The organism is Pseudomonas putida NBRC 14164 (genome assembly GCF_000412675.1).
GTDB classification, from domain to species: domain Bacteria; phylum Pseudomonadota; class Gammaproteobacteria; order Pseudomonadales; family Pseudomonadaceae; genus Aquipseudomonas; species Aquipseudomonas putida.
Map to the genome: position 1 here is coordinate 3956709 of NC_021505.1, position 22569 is coordinate 3979277.

At 62.9% G+C, this 22569-nt stretch carries 18 protein-coding genes; 8 read left to right on the forward strand and 10 right to left on the reverse strand.

The genetic code is table 11. The features are described from left to right. Window positions 1-237: 237 nt before the first annotated feature. A complete protein-coding gene (locus tag PP4_RS17460; RefSeq protein WP_016500526.1) occupies window positions 238-1317 on the forward strand; it encodes a patatin-like phospholipase family protein in 1080 nt (359 codons plus the stop codon). A 54-nt stretch (window positions 1318-1371) separates the two neighbouring features. Then, window positions 1372-1728 carry a 6-carboxytetrahydropterin synthase QueD gene (queD, locus tag PP4_RS17465; protein WP_012271598.1) on the forward strand — a complete coding sequence of 119 codons (357 nt, stop codon included), beginning with the start codon at window positions 1372-1374 and terminating at the stop codon, window positions 1726-1728. A gap of 10 nt (window positions 1729-1738) precedes the next feature. Here queD and PP4_RS17470 read toward each other — a convergent pair whose 3' ends face one another. Further along, window positions 1739-2221, reverse strand: coding sequence for a DUF1289 domain-containing protein (locus PP4_RS17470; protein WP_151326450.1), 483 nt, complete (start codon window positions 2219-2221; stop codon window positions 1739-1741). 406 nt (window positions 2222-2627) lie between these two features. On the opposite strand from PP4_RS17470, the gene acnB reads away from it, so the two are divergent. After that, window positions 2628-5237 carry a bifunctional aconitate hydratase 2/2-methylisocitrate dehydratase gene (acnB, locus tag PP4_RS17475; RefSeq protein WP_041167795.1) on the forward strand — a complete coding sequence of 870 codons (2610 nt, stop codon included), beginning with the start codon at window positions 2628-2630 and terminating at the stop codon, window positions 5235-5237. Between the two features lie 73 nt (window positions 5238-5310). On the opposite strand, the gene prpD is transcribed toward acnB, so the two are convergent. From prpD to PP4_RS17505, 6 genes are all read right to left on the reverse strand, one after another. Beyond that, window positions 5311-6795, reverse strand: coding sequence for a 2-methylcitrate dehydratase (gene prpD, locus PP4_RS17480; protein WP_016500529.1), 1485 nt, complete (start codon window positions 6793-6795; stop codon window positions 5311-5313). 166 nt (window positions 6796-6961) lie between these two features. Continuing rightward, window positions 6962-8152, reverse strand: coding sequence for a 2-methylaconitate cis-trans isomerase PrpF (prpF, locus tag PP4_RS17485; RefSeq protein ID WP_016500530.1), 1191 nt, complete (start codon window positions 8150-8152; stop codon window positions 6962-6964). 150 nt (window positions 8153-8302) lie between these two features. After that, window positions 8303-10891 (reverse strand): Fe/S-dependent 2-methylisocitrate dehydratase AcnD, encoded by a 2589-nt coding sequence (gene acnD, locus PP4_RS17490; RefSeq protein ID WP_016500531.1) that lies wholly within the window; start codon window positions 10889-10891, stop codon window positions 8303-8305. A gap of 191 nt (window positions 10892-11082) precedes the next feature. Next, complete coding sequence (gene prpC / locus PP4_RS17495) at window positions 11083-12210, reverse strand: bifunctional 2-methylcitrate synthase/citrate synthase (RefSeq protein WP_016500532.1); 1128 nt, start codon at window positions 12208-12210, stop codon at window positions 11083-11085. A gap of 112 nt (window positions 12211-12322) precedes the next feature. Beyond that, a complete protein-coding gene (prpB, locus tag PP4_RS17500) occupies window positions 12323-13213 on the reverse strand; it encodes a methylisocitrate lyase (RefSeq protein WP_016485912.1) in 891 nt (296 codons plus the stop codon). Next, the gene (locus tag PP4_RS17505; RefSeq protein WP_016500533.1) at window positions 13210-13926 is read right to left on the reverse strand and encodes a GntR family transcriptional regulator; all 717 of its coding nucleotides are present in this window, start codon (window positions 13924-13926) and stop codon (window positions 13210-13212) included. Before PP4_RS17505 ends, prpB begins: the two co-directional genes overlap by 4 nt. Window positions 13927-14232: 306 nt before the next feature. Here PP4_RS17505 and rloA point away from each other — a divergent pair, with 306 nt between their 5' ends. The 5 genes from rloA to PP4_RS17530 all read left to right on the forward strand — a co-directional run bounded on the left by rloA (window position 14233) and on the right by PP4_RS17530 (window position 19656). After that, complete coding sequence (gene rloA / locus PP4_RS17510) at window positions 14233-14769, forward strand: retropepsin-like aspartic peptidase RloA (protein WP_016500534.1); 537 nt, start codon at window positions 14233-14235, stop codon at window positions 14767-14769. Window positions 14770-14774: 5 nt separating this feature from the next. After that, complete coding sequence (gene rloB, locus PP4_RS17515) at window positions 14775-16310, forward strand: osmotic stress tolerance membrane protein RloB (RefSeq protein ID WP_016500535.1); 1536 nt, start codon at window positions 14775-14777, stop codon at window positions 16308-16310. Next, complete coding sequence (locus tag PP4_RS17520) at window positions 16310-17290, forward strand: alpha-L-glutamate ligase-like protein (protein WP_016500536.1); 981 nt, start codon at window positions 16310-16312, stop codon at window positions 17288-17290. Before rloB ends, PP4_RS17520 begins: the two co-directional genes overlap by 1 nt. 208 nt (window positions 17291-17498) lie before the next feature. Beyond that, complete coding sequence (pabB, locus tag PP4_RS17525; protein ID WP_016500537.1) at window positions 17499-18842, forward strand: aminodeoxychorismate synthase component I; 1344 nt, start codon at window positions 17499-17501, stop codon at window positions 18840-18842. A gap of 79 nt (window positions 18843-18921) precedes the next feature. Next, window positions 18922-19656, forward strand: coding sequence for a phosphoadenylyl-sulfate reductase (locus tag PP4_RS17530; protein ID WP_016500538.1), 735 nt, complete (start codon window positions 18922-18924; stop codon window positions 19654-19656). A gap of 39 nt (window positions 19657-19695) precedes the next feature. Here PP4_RS17530 and cysB read toward each other — a convergent pair whose 3' ends face one another. The 3 genes from cysB to PP4_RS17545 all read right to left on the reverse strand — a co-directional run bounded on the left by cysB (window position 19696) and on the right by PP4_RS17545 (window position 22381). Then, window positions 19696-20670 carry an HTH-type transcriptional regulator CysB gene (gene cysB / locus PP4_RS17535; RefSeq protein WP_016485905.1) on the reverse strand — a complete coding sequence of 325 codons (975 nt, stop codon included), beginning with the start codon at window positions 20668-20670 and terminating at the stop codon, window positions 19696-19698. Window positions 20671-20798: 128 nt separating this feature from the next. Further along, window positions 20799-21296 (reverse strand): universal stress protein, encoded by a 498-nt coding sequence (locus PP4_RS17540; RefSeq protein WP_016500539.1) that lies wholly within the window; start codon window positions 21294-21296, stop codon window positions 20799-20801. 137 nt (window positions 21297-21433) lie between these two features. Next, window positions 21434-22381 (reverse strand): putative 2-dehydropantoate 2-reductase, encoded by a 948-nt coding sequence (locus PP4_RS17545; RefSeq protein WP_016500540.1) that lies wholly within the window; start codon window positions 22379-22381, stop codon window positions 21434-21436. Window positions 22382-22569 lie beyond the last annotated feature (188 nt).

Here is a 22569-nt window from a genome sequence, read left to right on the forward strand (position 1 = left end):
CGTTCTTCTCTCCTGAGAACTGTGTAAGTTGTCTACGGGGTTAAGACTAACCACCGGTCCTTAATTCAACCTGAAAACAGCTGGCGCCATGATAGCGCAGTTACAACTCCAGGCAGGTTTGGTCTCCTGCAGGAGCAGCCTTGTGCTGCGAAAGGGCCCGTGCAGGCACAACAGTTGTGTAGTCTGTACGGGCCCTTTGCAGCACAAGGCTGCTCCTACAAGCCCAAGAGATCCGCCATGAGCGCCATCCACATCAAGTACCCTGCCCTCACCTTCAAGGCCGGTGACCGTGCCCTGCGGCTCATCCGCGAGCGCGGCCTGCAGGCGGCCGATGTCGGGGTGCTGCCAGGTGCGGCCGGTGGCCCGAAGCCGCTGGGTATCCAGGGCCTGGACCTGGCACTGTTCGGCGAGTGGCTGCCTTCGGCACCGCGCCCGCGCGCCCTGATTGGCGCTTCGATCGGTGCCTGGCGCTTCGCCAGCGCCTGCCTCGAAGACCCCATCGCGGGTCTGCGTCGCCTGGGCGAGTTGTACACCGAACTGGATTTCGCCAAGGGCGCCACCCCGGCCGAAATCAGCCACAGCTGCCAACGCATGCTCGACGACCTGCTGCAGGGCCGCGACGGCCAGCTGCTGGCCAACCCGCACTATCACCTGAATATCCTGGTAGTGAAAAGCCATGGCCAGCTAGCCCACGACCATCGCGGCCGCCTGGGCCTGGGCCTGGGCTCGGTGGTGGCCAGCAACCTGCTCGGCCGTTCGCGCCTGGCGCGCCACTTCGAGCGCATCATCCTGCACGACGTGCGCGCCACGCCGCCGCTCGACGCACTGACCGACTTCCCCTCACGCTACCTGCCGCTGGACCTGGCCAACCTGCGCCACGCCCTGCTGGCCTCGGGTTCGATCCCCATGGTCATGCAGGGTGTGAAAGACATCCCCGGCGTGGGCGCTGGCACCTACCGCGACGGCGGCCTGCTCGACTACCACCTCGACCTGCCCTACCGCGGCGACGACCTGGTGCTGTACCCGCACTTCACCGACAAGGTGGTACCGGGCTGGTTCGACAAAGCCTTGCCCTGGCGCAAAGGCGATGCCACCCGCCTGCAGAACGTGCTGCTGATGACCCCTTCGCCGCAGTACCTGGCCGCCCTGCCCTATGGCAAGCTGCCGGACCGCAACGACTTCAAGCGCTTCATGGGTGATGCGCCAGGCCGCAAGCGCTATTGGTACAAGGCTATCGCTGAAAGCCAGCGCCTGGGCGACGAGTTGCTGGAGCTGGTCGCCACCGGGCGGCTGCATGAACGCCTGCAAGCCTTGTAACGGCCATGCTGGTAGAATGCGCGCATTCATTGATTCACACAGAGTTATGACAGCGTGGAAATTTTCAAAGAGTTCACATTCGAATCGGCCCACCGCCTGCCCCACGTCCCTGAAGGGCACAAATGCGGCCGCCTGCATGGCCACTCGTTCAAGGTCGGCCTGCACCTGACCGGCCCGCTCGACCCGCACACTGGCTGGATCCGCGACTTCGCCGAGGTCAAGGCGATCTTCAAGCCGATCTACGAGCAACTGGACCACAACTACCTGAACGACATCCCGGGCCTTGAAAACCCCACCAGCGAAGTGATCGCCAAGTGGATCTGGGACCAGGTCAAGCCGCTGATGCCGGAACTGTCGAAAGTGCGCATCCACGAAACCTGCACCAGCGGTTGCGAATACACCGGCGACTGATCCGCCCGCGCTACTGGCCCTGCGTGCTGCCCATGGCATCGCGCAGGAAGCTGGGGGCGATGTAGCGCTGGTAATGCGCTTCTGAAAGCAGGAAGAACTCGCGATCGATGGCATCGCGCAATTGCGGCAGTTCCCAGTCGCGAAACTCCGGCAGCAGCACCATGCCGTAGGCCTCCAGGTCACGGATCATTCGCGCCCCGCGGGCAATCAGCTGGTAAGCCCAGCAATATTCCGACTGCTGCTCGACAAAACGGATGGAGCGCTGCTCCAGTTGCTGACGCAGCAGGCTTTTGTCGAACACCTCCAGCTTGGCCATCATCACCTGCACCAGCAACTGCTCAAGGCGCAGCCACACCGCGCGTTTTTGCGCGTCGTCGTAGCCGTTCCAGTTGATCACTTCGTGGTGGAAACGCTTGCAGCCACGGCACACCGTGTCTCCGTACACCGTGGAGCACAGGCCGACGCAAGGGGTCTTGATGGACTTGTTGGACATGAAAAACAACAGTTTGGCGGAGGAACACGGGCCCATGTTAGCCCTTTGTCTAACCAGGGTCACTCGTTAAAGTCATCTTCTGCGCCTTACTTTCGGGCTTTTTTTGCCGTAGAATCATCCGGCCTTTTCAAAGGCAACAATGTCCGTTGGAAGCTGTTTTCAAAGCGTCACGAGCACAGTTAATCCGGTAGAACGGCGTTGGCCCGGGCCATGCTTCCCTCGCATGCCCGCGCCAGCCCTCATCAGCTCCCCGTTCTGCAGGCGTAAAACTTTGAAAGCAGCTTCTGTAAGGATTCTTTGCGACTCTGGCTGGGCGGCCCACAAAGCCGTGGCAGCGCATGGGTGCATCGAATGCTGGATAAGCGTCCCGGACCCCCTTTAGGGACCACTGATGAGGGAAATAACTGTGCTTGAAGCCTACCGCAAACACATCGAAGAGCGTGCCGCCCTGGGTATCGTGCCCCAGCCGCTGAACGCCGAACAAACCGCAGGCCTGGTCGAGCTGCTGAAAAACCCGCCGGCCGGCGAAGAAGCCTTCCTCGTAGACCTGATCACCAACCGCGTACCGCCAGGGGTCGACGAAGCTGCCTACGTCAAGGCTGCTTTCCTCTCTGCTGTTGCCAAGGGCGAAACCCAGTCGCCTCTGATCGACCGCAAGCACGCCACCGAACTGCTCGGCACCATGCAGGGCGGCTATAACATCGAAACGCTGGTCGCACTGCTGGATGACGCCGAACTGGGCGCCGTCGCGGCCGAACAGCTCAAGCACACCCTGCTGATGTTCGATGCCTTCCACGACGTGGCCGAAAAAGCCAAGGCCGGCAACGCTCACGCCAAGGCCGTGCTGGACTCCTGGGCTGCCGGCGAGTGGTTCACCGCCCGCCCGGCAATCGCCGAGAAGTACACCCTGACCGTGTTCAAGGTGCCAGGCGAAACCAACACCGACGACCTGTCGCCTGCTCCGGACGCCTGGTCGCGCCCTGACATCCCGCTGCACGCCCTGGCCATGCTGAAAATGGCCCGCGACGGCATCGAACCGCAGCAGCCTGGTTCGGTCGGCCCGCTGGCACAGATCGAAGCCGTCAAGGCCAAGGGCTTCCCGGTTGCCTATGTAGGTGACGTGGTAGGTACCGGTTCCTCGCGTAAATCCGCTACCAACTCGGTACTGTGGTTCTTCGGCGACGACATTCCGTACGTGCCGAACAAGCGCGCCGGTGGCTTCTGCTTCGGCACCAAGATCGCCCCGATCTTCTACAACACCATGGAAGACGCCGGCGCCCTGCCGATCGAGTTCGACTGCACCAACCTGGGCATGGGCGACGTCATCGACGTCTACCCGTACAAAGGTGAAGTACGCCGCCACGAAAGCGACGAGCTGGTCACCAACTTCGAGCTGAAAACCGAAGTGCTGCTGGACGAGGTCCGCGCTGGCGGCCGTATCCCGCTGATCGTTGGCCGTGGCCTGACCGAAAAAGCCCGCGCCGAGCTGGGCCTGGGTGCTTCCGACCTGTTCAAGAAACCAGAGCAGCCTGCCGACTCCGGCAAGGGCTTCACCCTGGCGCAGAAAATGGTCGGCCGTGCCTGTGGCCTGCCAGAAGGCCAGGGCGTGCGCCCAGGTGCCTACTGCGAGCCGAAGATGACCACCGTCGGTTCCCAGGACACCACTGGCCCGATGACCCGCGACGAGCTGAAAGACCTGGCGTGCCTGGGCTTCTCTGCCGACCTGGTCATGCAGTCGTTCTGCCACACTGCGGCGTATCCAAAGCCGATCGACGTCACCACCCACCACACCCTGCCAGACTTCATCCGCACCCGTGGCGGCGTGTCGCTGCGCCCAGGCGACGGCATCATCCACAGCTGGCTGAACCGCATGCTGATGCCTGACACCGTTGGTACCGGTGGCGACTCGCACACCCGCTTCCCGATCGGCATCTCGTTCCCGGCCGGTTCCGGCCTGGTGGCCTTCGCCGCCGCCACCGGCGTCATGCCGCTGGACATGCCAGAATCGATCCTGGTGCGCTTCAAGGGCAAACTGCAACCCGGCATCACCCTGCGCGACCTGGTGCATGCCATCCCTTACTACGCCATCCAGAAAGGCCTGCTGACCGTCGAGAAAAAAGGCAAGAAAAACGCCTTCTCCGGCCGCATCCTGGAAATCGAAGGCCTGGACGAACTGACCGTCGAGCAAGCTTTCGAGCTGTCCGATGCCTCGGCCGAGCGTTCCGCTGCCGGTTGCACCATCAAGCTGCCAGAGAAGGCCATTGCCGAGTACCTGACGTCCAACATCACCCTGCTGCGCTGGATGATCGGCGAAGGCTACGGCGATGCCCGCACCCTGGAGCGCCGCGCCCAGGCCATGGAAGCCTGGCTGGCCAACCCTGAGCTGCTGTCGGCTGACGCCGATGCCGAGTACGCTGAAATCATCGAAATCGACCTGGCCGACGTCAAAGAGCCTGTGCTCTGCGCGCCGAACGACCCGGACGATGCCCGCCTGCTGTCTTCGGTACAGGGCGAGAAGATCGACGAAGTGTTCATCGGTTCGTGCATGACCAACATCGGCCACTTCCGCGCTGCCGGCAAGCTGCTGGAGAAGGTCAAGGGTGGCATCCCTACCCGTCTGTGGCTGGCTCCGCCAACCAAGATGGATGCTCACCAGCTGACCGAAGAAGGCTACTACGGCATCTACGGCAAGGCCGGTGCGCGCATGGAAATGCCAGGCTGCTCGCTGTGCATGGGTAACCAGGCACGTGTGCAGACCGGTTCGACCGTGGTCTCCACCTCGACCCGTAACTTCCCGAACCGTCTGGGCGACGCGACCAACGTGTACCTGGCATCGGCCGAACTGGCTGCTGTCGCTTCGATCATCGGCAAGCTGCCGACCGTCGAAGAGTACATGCAGTACGCGAAAGACATCGACAGCATGGCTGCCGACGTTTACCGCTACCTGAGCTTCGACCAGATCGCCGAGTTCCGCGAAGCGGCAGCCAACGCCAAGATCCCGGTGGTTCAGGCTTAAGCTGAGTTACAGGCAGTAAAGAAAGCCCCGGCAGCGATGCCGGGGCTTTTTGTTTTAGCCTGTACCGGCCACCTCAGATCACAAACAAATCCACAAACCTGTGCACCGCCATACCCTCCAGCTGCTGCTGGTCCTTGCATACCTCCACAATCTGCGCACACCGCTGACGAGCAAAACGCGTCCCCAGGTTTGCCCTGAACTTGGCCTCCAGCAACGGTATGCCCTCCCCTCGCCGCCGCCGATGCCCGATCGGGTATTCCACCACCACTTGGTCAGTGCTGCTGCCATCCTTGAAGAACACTTGCAGCGCGTTGGCGATCGAGCGCTTGTCTGGCTCCAGGTACTCGCGGCTGAAGCGCAGGTCTTCCACCACTTCCATCTTCTCGCGCAGGCGATCGATGCTTGGGTGGTGGGCATGGAAAGCATCTTCATAGTGCTCCGCCACCAAATGGCCGAAGATCAGCGGTACCGCCACCATGTACTGCAGGCAGTGGTCACGGTCGGCAGCATTGGCCAGCGGGCCGCTCTTGGAAATGATGCGGATCGCTGACTCCTGGGTGGTGATCACGATGCGGTCGATTTCATGCAGACGGTTGCGCACCAATGGGTGCAGGGTCACTGCCGCCTCACAGGCGGTCTGGGCATGAAACTCGGCAGGGAAACTGACCTTGAACAACACATTTTCCATCACATAGCTGCCCAAGGCCTGAGGCAGACGCAGCTCGTACTGCCCGGCAGGCTTGAGCGCCAAGTCTTTGTTGGTATGACTGAACGATACGTCGTAGAACCCCCACTGCGGCGCCGTGAGCACGCCCGGCACGCCCATCTCGCCGCGCAGGGCGATATCGGCCAGGCGCACGCCCCGGCTGGAAGCATCGCCCGCCGCCCAGGACTTGCGAGAACCGGCGTTGGGCGCATGGCGGTAAGTGCGCAGGGCCTGGCCGTCGACGAAGGCGTGGGACAAGGCCGAGAGCATCTGCTCGCGATTGGCCCCCATCAGCCTGGCACACACGGCGGTTGAGGCCACCTTCACCAGAATCACGTGATCGAGCCCGACACGGTTGAAAGAATTTTCCAGGGCCAGCACACCCTGGATCTCATGGGCCATGACCATTGCCTCAAGCACATCGCGCATCAGCAGCGGCGCCTCACCCGCTGCGACGTGCTTCTGCGACAGGTGATCAGCCACGGCCAGGATGCCGCCAAGGTTGTCCGAGGGATGAGCCCATTCAGCGGCCAGCCAGGTGTCGTTGTAGTCCAGCCAGCGCACCGTGCAGCCGATGTCCCAGGCGGCCTTGACCGGGTCGAGGCGATAGGAAGTGCCGGGGACGCGAGCACCATTCGGAACCAGCGTGCCTTCCACCTGAGGGCCGAGGAGTTTCGTGCATTCGGGGAAGCGCAGGGCCAGCAGGCCGCAGCCGAGGGTGTCCATCAGGCAGTTGCGCGCGGTGGCCAGGGCTTCGGCGGAATCGACCCGGTAGCCGAGGGCGTAATCGGCCAGGGTCTGTAGCACCCGGTCGTAATCCGGGCGGTCGTTGAGGTCTACGTTGGCGCTCATATCCAGCTCCCTTCAGAATTGCCGGAGCTGCTGTGCAGCCCTTCGCGGGCTCGCCCGCTCCCACAGGGATATCACAGCATTCAAACCCTGTGATTACCTGTGGGAGCGGGCAAGCCCGCGAAGGGCCGCAAAGCGGCCCCTCTTGAAGCCGAGCGCCAGTGGTGCTTTAGAAGCTATCGCCAGGCACGCGAACCCAGCCCTCCATCAGCACGCGAGCACTGCGGCTCATGATTGCCTTGGTCACTGTCCACTCACCCTCCACCCGGCGCGCCTCGGCCCCGACCCGCAAGGTGCCCGAAGGGTGGCCGAAACGCACAGCGCTGCGCTCGCCCCCGCCAGCGGCGAGGTTGACCAGCGTGCCCGGAATGGCCGCTGCGGTGCCGATCGCCACCGCCGCCGTACCCATCATGGCATGGTGCAGCTTGCCCATCGACAAGGCCCGCACCAACAGGTCGACATCCCCTGCCTGTACCACCTTGCCACTGGACGCAGTGTAGGTGCTCGGTGGCGCAACGAACGCCACTTTTGGTGTGTGCTGACGCCCGGCAGCCTGGTCGACATTGTCGATCAAGCCCATGCGCACGGCGCCATAAGCACGAATGGTCTCGAAACGCAGCAGCGCCTGCGGGTCGCCGTTGATAGCGTCCTGCAGTTCGGTACCGGTGTAGCCGATATCCGCCGCGTTTACGAAGATGGTCGGAATGCCAGCGTTGATCAGGGTCGCCTTGAAGGTGCCGACACCCGGCACCTCCAGGTCATCGACCAGGCTGCCAGTGGGGAACATCGCACCGCCGTCGTCACCGTCGTCGGCCGCCGGGTCGAGGAACTCCAGTTGCACCTCGGCCGCCGGGAAGGTCACCCCGTCCAGCTCGAAGTCGCCGGTTTCCTGCACTTCACCTTCAGTGATCGGGACATGGGCGATGATGGTCTTGCCGATATTGGCCTGCCAGATGCGCACCGTGGCGATGCCGTTGCGCGGAATGCGCGCCGGGTCGACCAGGCCACTGCTGATGGCGAACGAACCGACCGCAGCAGACAGGTTGCCGCAGTTGCCGCTCCAGTCGACGAACGCCTTGTCGATGCTGACCTGGCCGAACAGGTAGTCGACATCGTGTTCGGGCTTGATGCTTTGCGACAGGATCACGGTCTTGCTGGTGCTGGACGTGGCGCCGCCCATGCCGTCGATCTGCTTGCCGTAGGGGTCGGGGCTGCCTATTACCCGCAGCAGCAGTGCGTCACGGGCGGGGCCGGGGATCTGCGCCTGCTCGGGCAGGTCTTGCAGGCGGAAGAACACGCCTTTGCTGGTGCCGCCACGAATGTAGGTGGCGGGGATTTTGATCTGGGGTACATGTGCCATTGTCTTGGGCATCCTGATAGTCCGGTGAAATACCCTGGGGCTGCTATGCAGCCCTTTCGCGACACAAGGCCGCTCCCACAGGTACTGCGCTGCCCGTTGTGGGAGCGACCTTGTGTCGCGATGGGCCGCAAAGCGGCCCCCGTTTCATGCTCAGGCGGTCGCTTCGAGGAAGTCCTGGGCAAAGCGTTGCAGCACCCCGCCCGCCTCGTAGATCGACACTTCCTCGGCGGTGTCCAGGCGGCAGGTCACCGGCACTTCCAGGCGCTCGCCATTGGCGCGGGTAACCACCAACGTGAGGGTCGCCCGTGGCGTACGTGCACCCAGCACGTCATAGGTCTCGCTGCCGTCCAGGCCCAGGGTTTTGCGGTCAGTGCCTGGCTTGAACTCCAGCGGCAACACGCCCATGCCCACCAGGTTGGTGCGGTGAATGCGCTCGAAGCCTTCGGCGACGATGGCCTCGACACCCGCCAGGCGCACGCCCTTGGCCGCCCAGTCGCGGGACGAACCTTGGCCGTAGTCGGCGCCGGCCACGATGATCAGCGGCTGTTTGCGCTGCATGTAGGTTTCGATCGCCTCCCACATGCGGGTCACCTTGCCTTCCGGCTCGATACGCGCCAGCGAGCCCTGCTTCACGCTGCCGTCTTCCTTGCGCACCATTTCGTTGAACAGTTTGGGGTTGGCGAACGTGGCACGCTGGGCGGTCAGGTGGTCGCCGCGGTGGGTGGCGTAAGAGTTGAAGTCCTCTTCCGGCAAGCCCATTTTCGCCAGGTATTCACCGGCGGCGCTGTCGAGCATGATGGCGTTGGACGGCGACAGGTGGTCGGTGGTGATGTTGTCCGGCAGCACCGCCAACGGCCGCATGCCGCGCAGGGTACGTTCACCGGCCAGCGCGCCTTCCCAATACGGCGGGCGGCGGATGTAAGTGCTCATCGGGCGCCAGTCATACAGCGGCGCCACCTTCGGCCCGCGGTCTTCCTCGATGGCGAACATCGGAATGTACACCTTGCGGAACTGCTCTGGCTTGACCGCGGCACGTACCACGGCGTCGATCTCTTCATCGCTCGGCCAGATGTCCTTGAGGCGGATTTCCTTGCCATCGACCACGCCCAGCACATCCTTCTCGATGTCGAAGCGGATCGTGCCGGCAATGGCATAGGCCACCACCAGCGGCGGCGAAGCCAGGAAGGCCTGCTTGGCATACGGGTGGATACGCCCGTCGAAGTTGCGGTTACCCGACAGCACGGCGGTGGCGTACAGGTCGCGGTCGATGATTTCTTGCTGGATCACCGGGTCCAGCGCGCCAGACATCCCGTTGCAGGTGGTGCAAGCGAAGGCGACGATACCAAAACCGAGTTGCTCCAGCTCCTTCTCCAGCCCGGCTTCTTCCAGGTAAAGCTGCACAGCCTTGGAACCTGGCGCCAGCGACGACTTGACCCACGGTTTGCGGGCCAGGCCAAGCCTGTTGGCATTGCGTGCAATCAGGCCAGCAGCTATCACGTTGCGCGGGTTGCTGGTGTTGGTGCAGCTGGTGATGGCGGCAATGATCACCGCACCGTCCGGCATCTGCCCCGGCACCTCTTCCCAGCTGCCGGCAATGCCTTTGGCTGCCAGGTCGCTGGTGGCCACGCGAGCGTGCGGGTTGGACGGGCCGGCCATGTTGCGCACCACGCTCGACAGGTCGAAGCTCAGGGTGCGCTCGTAGACGGCGCCGCCCAGGCTGTCGGCCCACAGGCCGGTCGCCTTGGCGTAGGTTTCCACCAGCTTGACCTGCTGCTCTTCGCGGCCGGTCAGGCGCAGGTAGTCGATGGTCTGCTGGTCGATGGCGAACATAGCGGCGGTGGCGCCGTATTCCGGGGCCATGTTGGAAATGGTGGCGCGGTCACCCAAGGTCAGCGCGCGGGCGCCCTCGCCGTGGAATTCCAGGTAGGCGCCGACGACTTTCTGTTTACGCAGGAATTCGGTCAGGGCCAGCACCAGGTCGGTGGCGGTGATGTTCGGTGCCAGCTTGCCGGTCAGCTCGACGCCGACGATTTCGGGCAGGCGCATCCACGAAGCGCGGCCGAGCATCACGTTTTCGGCTTCCAGGCCACCAACGCCAATGGCGATCACGCCCAGGGCGTCGACATGCGGGGTGTGGCTGTCGGTTCCGACGCAGGTGTCCGGGTAGGCCACGCCGCGGTCGCTATGAATGACAGGCGACATCTTCTCCAGGTTGATCTGGTGCATGATGCCATTACCCGGCTGGATCACGTCGACGTTCTTGAACGCCTTCTTGGTCCAGTTGATGAAGTGGAAGCGGTCTTCGTTGCGGCGGTCTTCAATGGCGCGGTTCTTTTCGAAGGCCTGTGGGTCGAAGCCACCGCACTCCACTGCCAGCGAGTGGTCGACGATCAGCTGCACCGGCACCACCGGGTTGACGGCGGCCGGGTCGCCACCCTTGTCGGCGATGGCATCACGCAGGCCGGCGAGGTCGACCAGCGCGGTCTGGCCGAGGATGTCGTGGCACACCACGCGGGCCGGGAACCACGGGAAGTCGAGGTCACGCTGGCGTTCGATCAGTTGGCCCAGCGAGGCGTCGAGGGTGGCCGGGTCGCAGCGGCGCACCAGGTTCTCGGCGAGCACGCGGGACGTGTAAGGCAGGCCGTCGTAGGCGCCGGGCTTGATCGCCTCGACCGCCGCACGGGCATCGAAGTAGTCCAGGTCGGTGCCTGGAAGGTGCTTGCGGAATGCTGTGTTCATATCGTTATCAGGCTCGGTCACGGTACGGTCGTGGATAGCGTTCTAATTGCTGCCCTGTATTGGCTGCTCCGGCCTCATCGCCGGCAAGCCGGCTCCCACAGGTACAGCACTAGCTACAAGGGCGGTGCAACACCTGTGGGAGCTGGCTTGCCGGCGATGAGGCCGGAACAGGCCACCCCACAGGTTCGGTTTCAGCGCTGCTCGATCGGCACGAACTGGCGCTGCTCGACGCCGACATACTCGGCGCTCGGACGGATGATGCGGTTGTTGGCACGCTGTTCGAAGACATGCGCCGCCCAGCCGGTCAGGCGCGAGCAGACGAAGATCGGGGTGAACAGCTTGGTCGGGATACCCATGAAGTGGTACGCCGAGGCATGGTAGAAGTCAGCGTTGGGGAACAGCCGCTTCTGCTCCCACATGGTCTTGTCGATGGCTTCGGAAACCGGGTACAGCACCTTGTCGCCCACTTCGTCGGCCAGCTGCTTCGACCAGCCCTTGATCACCTCGTTGCGCGGGTCGGACTCTTTGTAGATGGCATGGCCAAAGCCCATGATCTTGTCCTTGCGCTCCAGCATGCGCAGCAGCTCGGCGGTGGCTTCCTGCGGGCTCTGGAAGCGCTCGATCAGCTCCATCGCCGCCTCGTTGGCACCGCCGTGCAGCGGGCCGCGCAGCGAGCCAATGGCAGCGGTGACGCAGGAGTACAGGTCGGACAGGGTCGAGGCGCAAACGCGGGCGGTGAACGTGGAGGCGTTGAACTCGTGCTCGGCGTACAGGATCAGCGACACGTTCATGACCTTGACGTGCAGCTCGCTCGGCTTTTTGCCGTGCAGCAGGTGCAGGAAGTGGCCGCCGAGCGTGTCTTCGTCACTGGTGCAATCGATGCGCACGCCATGGTGGGTGAAGCGGTACCAGTAGCACATCACTGCCGGGAACAGCGCCAGCAGGCGGTCGGTCTTGTCGCGCTGGGCTTCGAAAGTGAGCTCGGGCTCCAGGGTACCCAGTACCGAGCAACCGGTGCGCATCACGTCCATCGGGTGGGCGTCACGCGGGATACGCTCCAGCACTTCCTTCAATGCTTGCGGTAGGTCACGCAGGCCCTTGAGCTTGAGCTTGTAGTCGGCCAGCTCGGCCTGGGTTGGCAGCTCGCCGTACAGCAGCAGGTAAGCGACTTCTTCGAACTCGGCACCTGCCGCCAGGTCACGCACGTCGTAACCCCGGTAGGTCAGGCCGGCACCGGCCTGGCCAACGGTCGACAGTGCGGTCTGGCCGGCCACCTGGCCACGCAGGCCTGCGCCACTGAGTACTTTCGCTTCGGCCATGGTGTTTCTCCTTTCTTGAATTTGTTATGGATTTCTTGCTGGCTAATTCGGTTCGCCTGTGCCGGCCTCTTCGCGGGTAAACCCGCGAAGAGGCCGGCACAGGCGCCATCACTTACCCTTTCTTCTGGGCAAACAGCGCGTCGAGGCTCTGCTCGAAGGCGTGGTAACCAATGGCATCGTAGAGCTCCATGCGGGTCTGCATGGTGTCGATCACGTTTTTCTGTGTGCCGTCGCGGCGCAGCGCGGTGTACACGTTCTCGGCGGCCTTGTTCATGGCACGGAACGCCGACAGCGGGTACAGCACCAGCGACACGTCGACCGAGGCCAGCTCTTCGGTGGTGTACAGGGGCGTGGCGCCGAATTCGGTGATGTTGGCCAGAATCGGTGCCTTCACCCGATCAGCGAACGTCTTGTACATCTGCAGTTCAGTGATGGCTTCCGGGAAGATCATGTCGGCGCCAGCCTCGATGCAGGCCTCGGCGCGATCAAGGGCAGCGTTCAGGCCTTCGACGGCCAAGGCGTCAGTACGCGCCATGATCACGAAGCTGTCGTCGCTACGGGCATCGACAGCGGCCTTGATGCGGTCGACCATTTCCTGCTGGCTGACGATTTCCTTGTTCGGACGGTGGCCGCAGCGTTTGGCGCCAACCTGGTCCTCGATATGGATGGCAGCAGCGCCAAACTTGCTCATCGAACGTACGGTGCGGGCGACGTTGAAGGCCGACGCACCGAAGCCGGTGTCAACATCCACCAGCAACGGCACGTCGCACACGTCGGTAATGCGGCGCACATCGGTGAGCACGTCGTCCAGGCCGGTGATGCCCAGGTCCGGCAAGCCCAGCGAGCCTGCGGCCACGCCGCCGCCGGACAGGTAGATGGCCTTGAAGCCGGCACGCTTGGCCAGCAGGGCATGGTTGGCATTGATGGCGCCAACCACCTGCAGGGGATGTTCGGCAGCAACGGCGTCGCGGAAACGCTGACCGGGGGTGCTCTTCACAGTCATTTCTCACCTCGTGGGCTGTTGTTGTGGGCGTCCAGATAGTGACGCTCGATGTTGCGCTTGGACGCGCCGATGTGGCGGCGCATCAGGAGTTCGGCCAGCTCGCCGTCACGGTCGGCGATGGCATCGAGGATGCGGTGGTGTTCGGCAAACGCCTGGCGTGGCCGATTGGGCGTGGCAGAGAACTGGATGCGGTACATGCGCACCAGTTGGTACAGTTCGCCGCACAGCATCTTGACCAGGGTCTGGTTGCCGCTGCCCTGGATGATCCGGTAATGGAAGTCGTAGTCGCCTTCCTGCTGGTAGTAACCCACACCAGCCTGGAATGCGGCATCGCGCTCATGGGTATCAAGCACACGGCGCAGTTCGTCGATGTCGCCCTGACTCATCCGTTCGGCTGCCAGGCGGCAGGCCATGCCTTCCAGCGACTCGCGGATTTCGTACAGTTCGATCAGTTCAGCGTGGTTCAGCGATACCACCCGCGCGCCCACATGCGGTACGCGCACCAGCAGGCGCTGGCCCTCCAGGCGGTGGATGGCCTCGCGCAACGGCCCACGGCTGATGCCGTAGGTGCGCGCCAGCTCCGGCTCGGAAATCTTGCTGCCGGGGGCAATTTCGCCCTTGACGATGGCCGCCTGAATGCGCCGGAAGACGTTTTCAGACAAGGTTTCCGTTTCGTCTGTCAGCACCGGGCTGGCGGTGGAAAGGTCCTGCATATTGTCGACACCTTGAAAATCTCTTTGCCAGAAATTAGCGAAAACACGCTCGCCAGTCAAAGACAAAATGAACATTGTCGACAATTGTCTAATAACGAACTAACCCCCGCCCGGTGCTGTCAGATCGCGCACCGCTGGCGTCAAGACGTCGGCGTGATAGAATGCCGCGCCTCCGATGGGGTATGGATAGCCTGTCTGTCATACATTCATGCTTGTTGACAGATAAAAGAGGAAGCTTGCGCAGTAGTTGCCAGTCGCCTTGACCAGAACCTTGCCTAGAACCTTGCACTGCACCGCGCCAGGATTATGAGACTTACACCCGTTTTATTGCTGCTATGCCTCACCCTGCTGCCGGCCCTTGGTCAGGCTGCGGGCAAGACCGTCTATGGTCTCAACGAATATGCACGGCTGGGCGACCTGGACCTGGAAGTGGCCGCCAAGCTCGACACCGGCGCCAAGACCGCCTCGCTCAGCGCCCGCGATATCAAGCGGTTCAAGCGCAACGGCGAAAGCTGGGTGCGCTTCTACCTGGCCATCGATGCTGCCCACTCGCACCCGATCGAGCGCCCGCTGGCACGCGTAAGCAAGATCAAGCGCCGGGCCGGCGACTATGATGCCGAATCGGGCAAGGCCTACACGGCACGCCCGGTCATCGAACTTGAAATCTGCATGGGCCAGGCCATGCGCACCATCGAAGTCAACCTCACCGACCGCAGCGCCTTCCAGTTCCCGCTGCTGATCGGCTCCGAGGCACTCAAGCACTTCGACGCGCTGGTCGACCCAAGCCTTAAATATGCGGCCGGCAAACCTGCCTGTGCCACCGACGCTCACAAAGCAGAGTAATTCCGATGCGCTCTCTTACCCTCCATCTGAAAGTCCTGATCACCGTACTGGTGCTACTGGGTGTGGCGGTCACGGCTTACCAGATCTTCTTCCTCGGCATCCCGGTGACCGAGGATGAAACCGACGACCTGTGGAACATCGACGCCAAGGTCGAGTTCGTGGCCAGCACCAAGGACCCGGTCAAGGTGCAGATGTTCGTGCCACCGCTGAACCGCGACTATGTCAGCCTCAACGAGAGCTTCATCTCCAACAACTACGGGGTGAGCGTCAACCGTGCCGACGGTAACCGCAAGGTCACCTGGTCGGCCCGCCGCGCCAGCGGCAACCAGACCCTCTACTACCGCCTGGTGCTGACCAAGCGCTACAGCAACGAGAAGACCACGGTCAAAGGCCCGACCTTCCGTGACAGCCTGGCTATCGAAGGCCCCGAGAAGATCGCCGCCGAAGCCCTGATGGCGCCGATTCGCCAGCACTCTGCCGACGTCGAGACCTTCGTCAGCGAGACCATCAAGCGGGTCAACAACCTCAACGACGACAACGTCAAGCTGCTGCTGGCCGGCGACACCTCGCCGATGAAGAAAGCCCAGATCATCGACCTGCTGCTGTCGATCGCCCACGTACCGATGGAAAAGGTGCACACCATCCGCCTGGTGGCCGACACCCCGCAAACCCCGGAACTGTGGCTGCGCAGTTTCAACGGTAACGACTGGCTGTACTTCAACCCGGACACCGGGGAGCAAGGCCTGCCCAGCGACCGCCTGCTGTGGTGGACCGGTGACGACAACCTGATCACCGTCGATGGCGGCAAGAAGGCCAACGTCACCTTCAGCATGAACAACAGCGAGATGAACGCCATCCGCCTGGCCAAGCTGACCGACGAGAACACCGACGCCGACTTCCTCGAGTACTCGCTGTACAGCCTGCCGCTGCAGACCCAGCAAACCTTCATGATCATGGTCATGATCCCTATCGGCGTGCTGGTGATCCTGGTGCTGCGCAACCTGATCGGCTTGCAGACCCTGGGTACCTTCACCCCCGTACTGATCGCCCTGGCCTTCCGCGAGACCCAACTGGGCTTTGGCATCGTGCTGTTCACGGTGATTACCGCGCTTGGCCTGTCGTTACGCTCATACCTGGAACACCTCAAGCTGCAAATGCTGCCACGCCTGTCGGTGGTGCTGACCTTCGTCGTGGTGCTGATCGCCGCCATCAGCCTGTTCAGCCACAAGCTGGGCCTTGAGCGCGGGCTGTCGGTGGCATTGTTCCCGATGGTGATCCTGACCATGACCATCGAGCGCCTGTCGATCACCTGGGAAGAACGTGGCGGTGGCCATGCCATGAAAGTGGCCATCGGCACCCTGTTTGCAGCCTCTTTGGCGCACCTGCTGATGATGGTGCCGGAGCTGGTGTACTTCGTGTTCACGTTCCCGGCCGTACTGCTGATCCTGGTGGGCTTCATGCTGGCGATGGGCCGCTACCGTGGCTACCGCCTGACCGAACTCGTGCGCTTCAAGGCATTCCTGAAGAAGGCTGACGCCTGATGTTTGGCCTGATCAAGACGTGGAAAGCCCTGGAGGCCCGGGGCATCATGGGTATCAACCGGCGCAACGCGGACTACGTGTTGAAGTACAACAAGCGCAGCTTGTACCCGATCGTCGACGACAAGATCATCACCAAGGAGCGCGCCCTGGCGGCCGGTATCCATGTGCCGGAAATGTACGGCATCATCGAAACCGAGAAAGAAATCGACAAGCTCGACCAGATCATTGGCGGGCGCAGCGATTTCGTCATCAAGCCGGCGCAAGGCGCCGGCGGTGACGGCATCCTGGTGATCGCCGACCGCTTCGAGGACCGCTACCGCACGGTGTCGGGCAAGATCATCAGCCATGAGGAAATCGAACACCAGATTTCGAGCATCCTCACCGGCCTGTACTCGCTGGGCGGCCACCGCGACCGCGCGCTGATCGAGTACCGGGTTACCCCCGACCAGATCTTCAAAAGCATCAGCTACGAAGGCGTGCCGGACATCCGCATCATCGTGCTGATGGGGTACCCGGTAATGGCCATGCTGCGCCTGCCGACCCGCCAGTCCGGCGGCAAGGCCAACCTGCACCAGGGCGCCATCGGCGTGGGCGTTGACCTGGCCACCGGCGTGACCCTGCGCGGTACCTGGCTGAACAACATCATCAGCAAGCACCCGGACACCACCAATGCGGTGGATGGCGTGCAGCTGCCGAACTGGGACGGCTTCATGAAGCTGGCCGCCGGCTGCTATGAACTGTGCGGGCTGGGCTACATCGGCGTGGACATGGTGCTGGACCAGGAAAAAGGCCCGCTGATCCTGGAGCTAAACGCCCGCCCGGGCCTTAACATCCAGATTGCCAACGACTGCGGCCTGACCCAGCGCACCCACGCCATTGAGGCGCATATCGAAGCGCTGGCCAAGGATGGCATTACCGAAGATGCCGAACAGCGGGTTCGGGTAGCACAGGGTTTGTTCGGGCACGTGCCTAACCGCTGAATTGCCGGGGCTGCCTTGCAGCCCATTCGCAGCACAAGGCTGCTCCTACAGGTACTGTGCAGGCTTGCTGGGCTGCGTTTCACCTGTAGGAGCAGCCTTGTGCTGCGAATGGGCCAAACACACTGTTGAATGTCGCGCCCAGTGCTAGGCGCTTTTCCTACACAGGTCTACAATCGCCCTCCTCGCTTTTACATCGCCGTCCACACTGATGCCGACCTGTACGCTTTACCCCCTGCCCTACCAGCCTGACCCAGCCGCCTATTTCGCCCGCCTGCGCCAGGCCCCCGGCGCGATCCTGCTCGACAGCGCCCGCCCCGGCGCCGAACGCGGCCGCTTCGACCTGCTCAGCGCCTGGCCGCTGCAACAGCTGCAAGCGCACCCCGATGAACAAGGCAGCACCTTCCTCCAGCGCCTGCGCGACGGCCTGGCCCACCTGGGCCATGCGCAACTGCCCGAAGGCAGCGAGCTACCCTTCGCCGGTGGCCTGATCGGCTACCTGAGCTACGATTTCGGTCGCCGCCTGGAACACCTGCCAAGCCTGGCCGTGGACGACCTCGGCCTGCCCGACGCGCAACTGGGGCTGTATGCCTGGGCACTGGTCAGCGACCATGTGCACGGCACCAGCCAGCTGGTGTTCCACCCAAGCCTGGCCGGCAGTGAACGCGAACGCCTGATCACGCTTTTCGAAGGCGCCTGCGACACCGCAAGCGGCGACTTCCAGCTGCTCGCGCCGATGGCCGGTGACCTGCAGCCCGACCAGTACCGGGCCGCCTTCGACCAGGTACAGCGCTACATCCAGGCCGGCGACTGCTACCAGATCAACCTTACCCAGCGCTTTCGCGCGCCCTGCCATGGCGACCCCTGGCGCGCCTATCAGGCCCTGCGCCAAGCTTGCCCCACGCCGTTTTCCGGCTACCAGCAACTGGGCGATGGCAGTGCCTTGCTCAGCTTCTCCCCGGAGCGCTTCATCCGCGTCAGCCAGGGGCAGGTGGAAACCCGGCCAATCAAGGGCACTCGCCCGCGCGCCAGCGACCCGATTGAAGACAAGCGCAATGCCGAGGAGCTGCTGCACAGCCCTAAGGACCGCTCGGAAAACCTCATGATCGTCGACTTGCTGCGCAACGACCTGGGGCGTACCTGCAAGATCGGTTCTGTGAAGGTACCGGAGCTGTTCAGCCTGGAGAGCTACCCCAACGTCCACCACCTGGTCAGCAGCATCACCGGCCAGCTGGCCAGCGACAAGGATGCCCTGGACCTGATCGGCGACAGCTTCCCCGGCGGCTCGATCACCGGGGCGCCGAAGATTCGCGCCATGCAGATCATCGACGAGCTGGAGCCTGCACGCCGGGCGCTTTACTGCGGCTCGCTGCTGTATGTGGATGTGCGCGGCGAGATGGACAGCTCGATTGCCATTCGCAGCCTGCTGGTCAAGGACGGCCAGGTCAGTTGCTGGGGCGGCGGTGCGGTGGTGGCCGACTCCGAATGGCAGGCCGAATATGAAGAGTCGATCGCCAAAGTGCGGGTGTTGATGCAGACCTTGCAGGGCTTGTGAGTCCGTCTAGCCCGCGTTTTTTTGTTACCATCACCTTACTACGAGCGCACAGCGCCACAGCCAAGATGGAAACCGCCTGATGAGCCAACCCTTCGACGTCGCCGCCCTGGCCGCGACCTACGCCAACAAGTCCCCGCAGGACATTCTCAAGCTCGCCTTCGAGCATTTTGGTGATGACCTGTGGATCTCATTCAGCGGCGCCGAGGACGTGGTGCTGGTCGACATGGCCTGGAAGCTGAACAAGCAGGTCAAGGTGTTCAGCCTCGACACCGGCCGCCTGCACCCGGAGACCTACCGGTTCATCGACCAGGTGCGCGAGCAGTACAACCTGCCGATTGAACTGCTCAGCCCCGACCGTGCCAAACTCGACCCGTTCGTCAAGGAAAAGGGCCTGTTCAGCTTCTACAAGGACGGCCACGGCGAGTGCTGCGGTATTCGCAAGATCGAGCCGCTGCGCCGCAAGCTGGCCACCGTGAGCGCCTGGGCCACCGGCCAGCGCCGCGACCAGAGCCCAGGCACCCGCAGCCAGGTGGCGGCACTGGAAATCGACAGCGCCTTCTCCACGCCCGAGCGCACCCTGTACAAGTTCAACCCGCTGGCGCAGATGAGCAGTGAAGAGGTGTGGGGTTATATCCGCATGCTTGAGCTGCCCTATAACAGCCTGCATGAGCGCGGCTTCATCAGCATCGGCTGCGAGCCATGCACCCGTCCGGTGCTGCCGAACCAGCATGAGCGTGAAGGGCGTTGGTGGTGGGAAGAGTCGACGCAGAAGGAATGCGGGCTGCACGCCGGCAACCTGATCAGCAAGGCTTGAGATAGCCGGGGCCGCTTTGCGGCCCCGCACAATTGCGAATCAGTGCACCGGCAGTTCAACGCCTGCGAACAGTTCTTCAAGCTCTTGCTTGTTATGGCACTGAATGGCCTTGGCCATCACTTCGCGGGTCAGGTGCGGGGCGAACTTCTCGATGAAGTCGCACATGAAGCCGCGCAGGAAGGTGCCACGACGGAAGCCGATCTTGGTAATGCTGGCTTCGAACAGCTCGCTGGCATCCAGGGCCACCAGGTCATTGTCGAGTTTGGCGTCCACGGCCATACCCGCGACGATACCTACGCCCAGCCCCAGGCGCACATAGGTCTTGATCACGTCGGCGTCTGCTGCGGTGAACACCACTTTTGGCGTAAGGCCACGGTGGTTGAAGGCTTCGTCCAGCTTCGAGCGCCCGGTAAACCCGAACACATAGGTAACGATCGGGTATTCGGCAACCGCTTCAAGGGTCAGTTTCGGCAGCTTGGCCAGCGGGTGACCTTGCGGCACCACCACGCAGCGGTTCCACTTGTAGCACGGCATCATGATCAGGTCGCCGAACAGCTCCAGCGCCTCGGTGGCGATGGCGAAGTCGACCGTACCGTCCGCAGCCATCTCGGCAATCTGCATGGGCGAACCCTGGTGCATGTGCAGGGACACTTCCGGGTACTGCTTGATGAAGCTGCTGATCACCGGCGGCAAGGCATAGCGCGCCTGGGTGTGGGTGGTGGCAATGGACAGCGTACCCTTCTTCTCGTTGGAGAACTCCTGGGCAATCTGCTTGATGCTTTCGACCTTGCGCAGGATTTCGCCGGCGGTATTGATGATGCGCTCACCGGCCGGGGTTACACGTGTCAGGTGCTTGCCGCTGCGAGCAAAGACTTCAACACCCAGTTCATCTTCGAGCAGGCGGATCTGCTTGCTGATACCTGGCTGGGAGGTATACAGGCTCTGCGCCGTCGCGGAGACGTTGAGGTCATGGTGCGCCACTTCCCAGATGTAGCGCAGTTGTTGAAGCTTCATAGGTTTCCCTCGGTTCAGCGATGAGTCCGCGGCAGCAGGCAGCGACGATATATAACTATATTAGTGGTTCTGGAAATAAATCTAGAACTATTTTGTTACGTACCCTCGGAAAAAGCAGACGCTTCACTTCATGTTTTCCTACGCCCCAGATGCTGCGCCAAAGGCACCATGTACACCGGCACCGGCGACAGTTGCAGCAGTCGCACTGCCGTGCGCCCCAAGGGCACATCCACGCCGGCGCCGGCGCTGTGGCTGCCGAAAATCAACAGGTCGACGCTAAGCCGCTGCGCCTGGTCAAGAATCACCTGCGCCGGATCGCCCTGGCGTACCCGCACCGCCTTGATCACCGCAAGGTCGGCCTCCTCGCCCAGCTCATCGCGGAAGTTTTCCAGCACGCGCTGCTCGATGTTGGCCATCACCGCGTTCACCCCCTGGCTATGCAACTGGTCGAGCGTCTGCTCATCGAGGTAGCTTTGCAGGAGGGATTCGGCGAACTGGCCCATTGGCTCCACGGCGTGAATGACATACAACTCGGCATTGAACGTGCGCGCCAAGGCCAGCGCGTGCTGCATCACAAAAGGGGCGTAGACACCGAGGTCGGTGGCGTACAGCATGGAGCGGATCATTCGACCTCCTCGACTGCCGCAACGGCAGAGCAAGCTTCAGCTTAGCAGCGCGCCGAACGCACGCTTTGCCGTCCGGCGCGCTGCCGGCGCGGCCTGCAGGGCCGCGCAAAAAAGCAACGCTGAGGTCAAAGCTGCCGTCAGCAGGGCCGATCACTGGCGTCGAGGAAACTTAGTGCCTGGTACAGGGTTTCCATGCGCGGCAAGCTGCAGCCTGCCGCACGCGCACGCACCAGCGGCTCTGCATAGATAGCCTGCAGCTCCAGCGGGCGCATGAGGGCATAGTCGTGAAACATGCTTGGCCAATAGTCAGGCATGCGCTCGGTCATCTGGAACAAGTGCTCGGCATACCCCTCGGGTAACACATGCCCACAGGCGGCAGCGCCTTGCACCACCTCGGCCATCAGGGCCTGGATCAGTTTACGGCCATGGCTGCTTGCCATCAGCCCGGCGGTGCCTTCGCCCAGCAATACCGACAGACCGTTGTACGGCACGTTCCATACCAGCTTCTGCCAGCGCGCCAGGTCCAGGTTCGGCATGGCCTGCGAATCGATGCCCGCCGCCTGGAACAACCCTGCACCCTCACTGAGCACGGCCGCACCACCATCACTGGCCGGCCCACTGTGATAGCCCAGGTTGACCGCCCCCAGGGCCTGGTGACGAATCACACCCGGCGCGTGGCGGTTGACGCAGATGAAACACAGGCCGCCGAGCAGGTGCATGTCGCGGCGCAAGGCCGGACGCAACTGCTCCTCCACACCCAGACCATTTTGCAGCAGTACAACTTTGGCGCCGGGTGCAGCGGCCTGCACGATCAGTGGCGCCAGCTGGTCATTGCTGGTGGACTTGGCACCGACCAGCAACCAGTCGCAAGGCGGCATGTCGGCGGCATAGGCATAGGCCTGCACCTTCATCTGCAGCGTACCGTGTACCGCGCTGTCCACCGCCAACCCCTGCTCGCGTACGACCTGGTACTCGCTGCGCAGCAGAAAATGCACGTCGAAACCGGCCCGGGCCAGCATCAACCCATAGAAGCCTCCAATAGCTCCGCTGCCAATGATGCCGATGCGTGGTGTGCGCGGCTGCATGCCGATCTCCAGGTCAATGCCAGCTTTCTTTTTACACAGCTTGCACCCTGCCAGCTAGCCCATGCACGCCAAAGCGCCACAACGGCAGGGAAAACAGCATGCTGACGGGACTTCAGCCCATTGTCGCGCCACCCGTAACGCGCTAAGGTTCGGCTCCCCGCTGCGATTATTCTTGCTGCTGGGCCGCA

Excerpts from the sequence above, each read along its gene's own strand:
- PP4_RS17460 (WP_016500526.1), top strand. The coding sequence starts at position 238 with ATGAGCGCCATCCACATCAAGTACCCTGCCCTCACCTTCAAGGCCGGT.
- PP4_RS17470 (WP_151326450.1), bottom strand. The coding sequence starts at position 2,221 with ATGTCCAACAAGTCCATCAAGACCCCTTGCGTCGGCCTGTGCTCCACG.
- prpD (WP_016500529.1), bottom strand. The coding sequence starts at position 6,795 with ATGAGCGCCAACGTAGACCTCAACGACCGCCCGGATTACGACCGGGTG.
- prpF (WP_016500530.1), bottom strand. The coding sequence starts at position 8,152 with ATGGCACATGTACCCCAGATCAAAATCCCCGCCACCTACATTCGTGGC.
- acnD (WP_016500531.1), bottom strand. The coding sequence starts at position 10,891 with ATGAACACAGCATTCCGCAAGCACCTTCCAGGCACCGACCTGGACTAC.
- prpC (WP_016500532.1), bottom strand. The coding sequence starts at position 12,210 with ATGGCCGAAGCGAAAGTACTCAGTGGCGCAGGCCTGCGTGGCCAGGTG.
- prpB (WP_016485912.1), bottom strand. The coding sequence starts at position 13,213 with ATGACTGTGAAGAGCACCCCCGGTCAGCGTTTCCGCGACGCCGTTGCT.
- PP4_RS17505 (WP_016500533.1), bottom strand. The coding sequence starts at position 13,926 with ATGCAGGACCTTTCCACCGCCAGCCCGGTGCTGACAGACGAAACGGAA.
- rloA (WP_016500534.1), top strand. The coding sequence starts at position 14,233 with ATGAGACTTACACCCGTTTTATTGCTGCTATGCCTCACCCTGCTGCCG.
- rloB (WP_016500535.1), top strand. The coding sequence starts at position 14,775 with ATGCGCTCTCTTACCCTCCATCTGAAAGTCCTGATCACCGTACTGGTG.
- PP4_RS17520 (WP_016500536.1), top strand. The coding sequence starts at position 16,310 with ATGTTTGGCCTGATCAAGACGTGGAAAGCCCTGGAGGCCCGGGGCATC.
- pabB (WP_016500537.1), top strand. The coding sequence starts at position 17,499 with ATGCCGACCTGTACGCTTTACCCCCTGCCCTACCAGCCTGACCCAGCC.
- PP4_RS17530 (WP_016500538.1), top strand. The coding sequence starts at position 18,922 with ATGAGCCAACCCTTCGACGTCGCCGCCCTGGCCGCGACCTACGCCAAC.
- cysB (WP_016485905.1), bottom strand. The coding sequence starts at position 20,670 with ATGAAGCTTCAACAACTGCGCTACATCTGGGAAGTGGCGCACCATGAC.
- PP4_RS17540 (WP_016500539.1), bottom strand. The coding sequence starts at position 21,296 with ATGATCCGCTCCATGCTGTACGCCACCGACCTCGGTGTCTACGCCCCT.
- PP4_RS17545 (WP_016500540.1), bottom strand. The coding sequence starts at position 22,381 with ATGCAGCCGCGCACACCACGCATCGGCATCATTGGCAGCGGAGCTATT.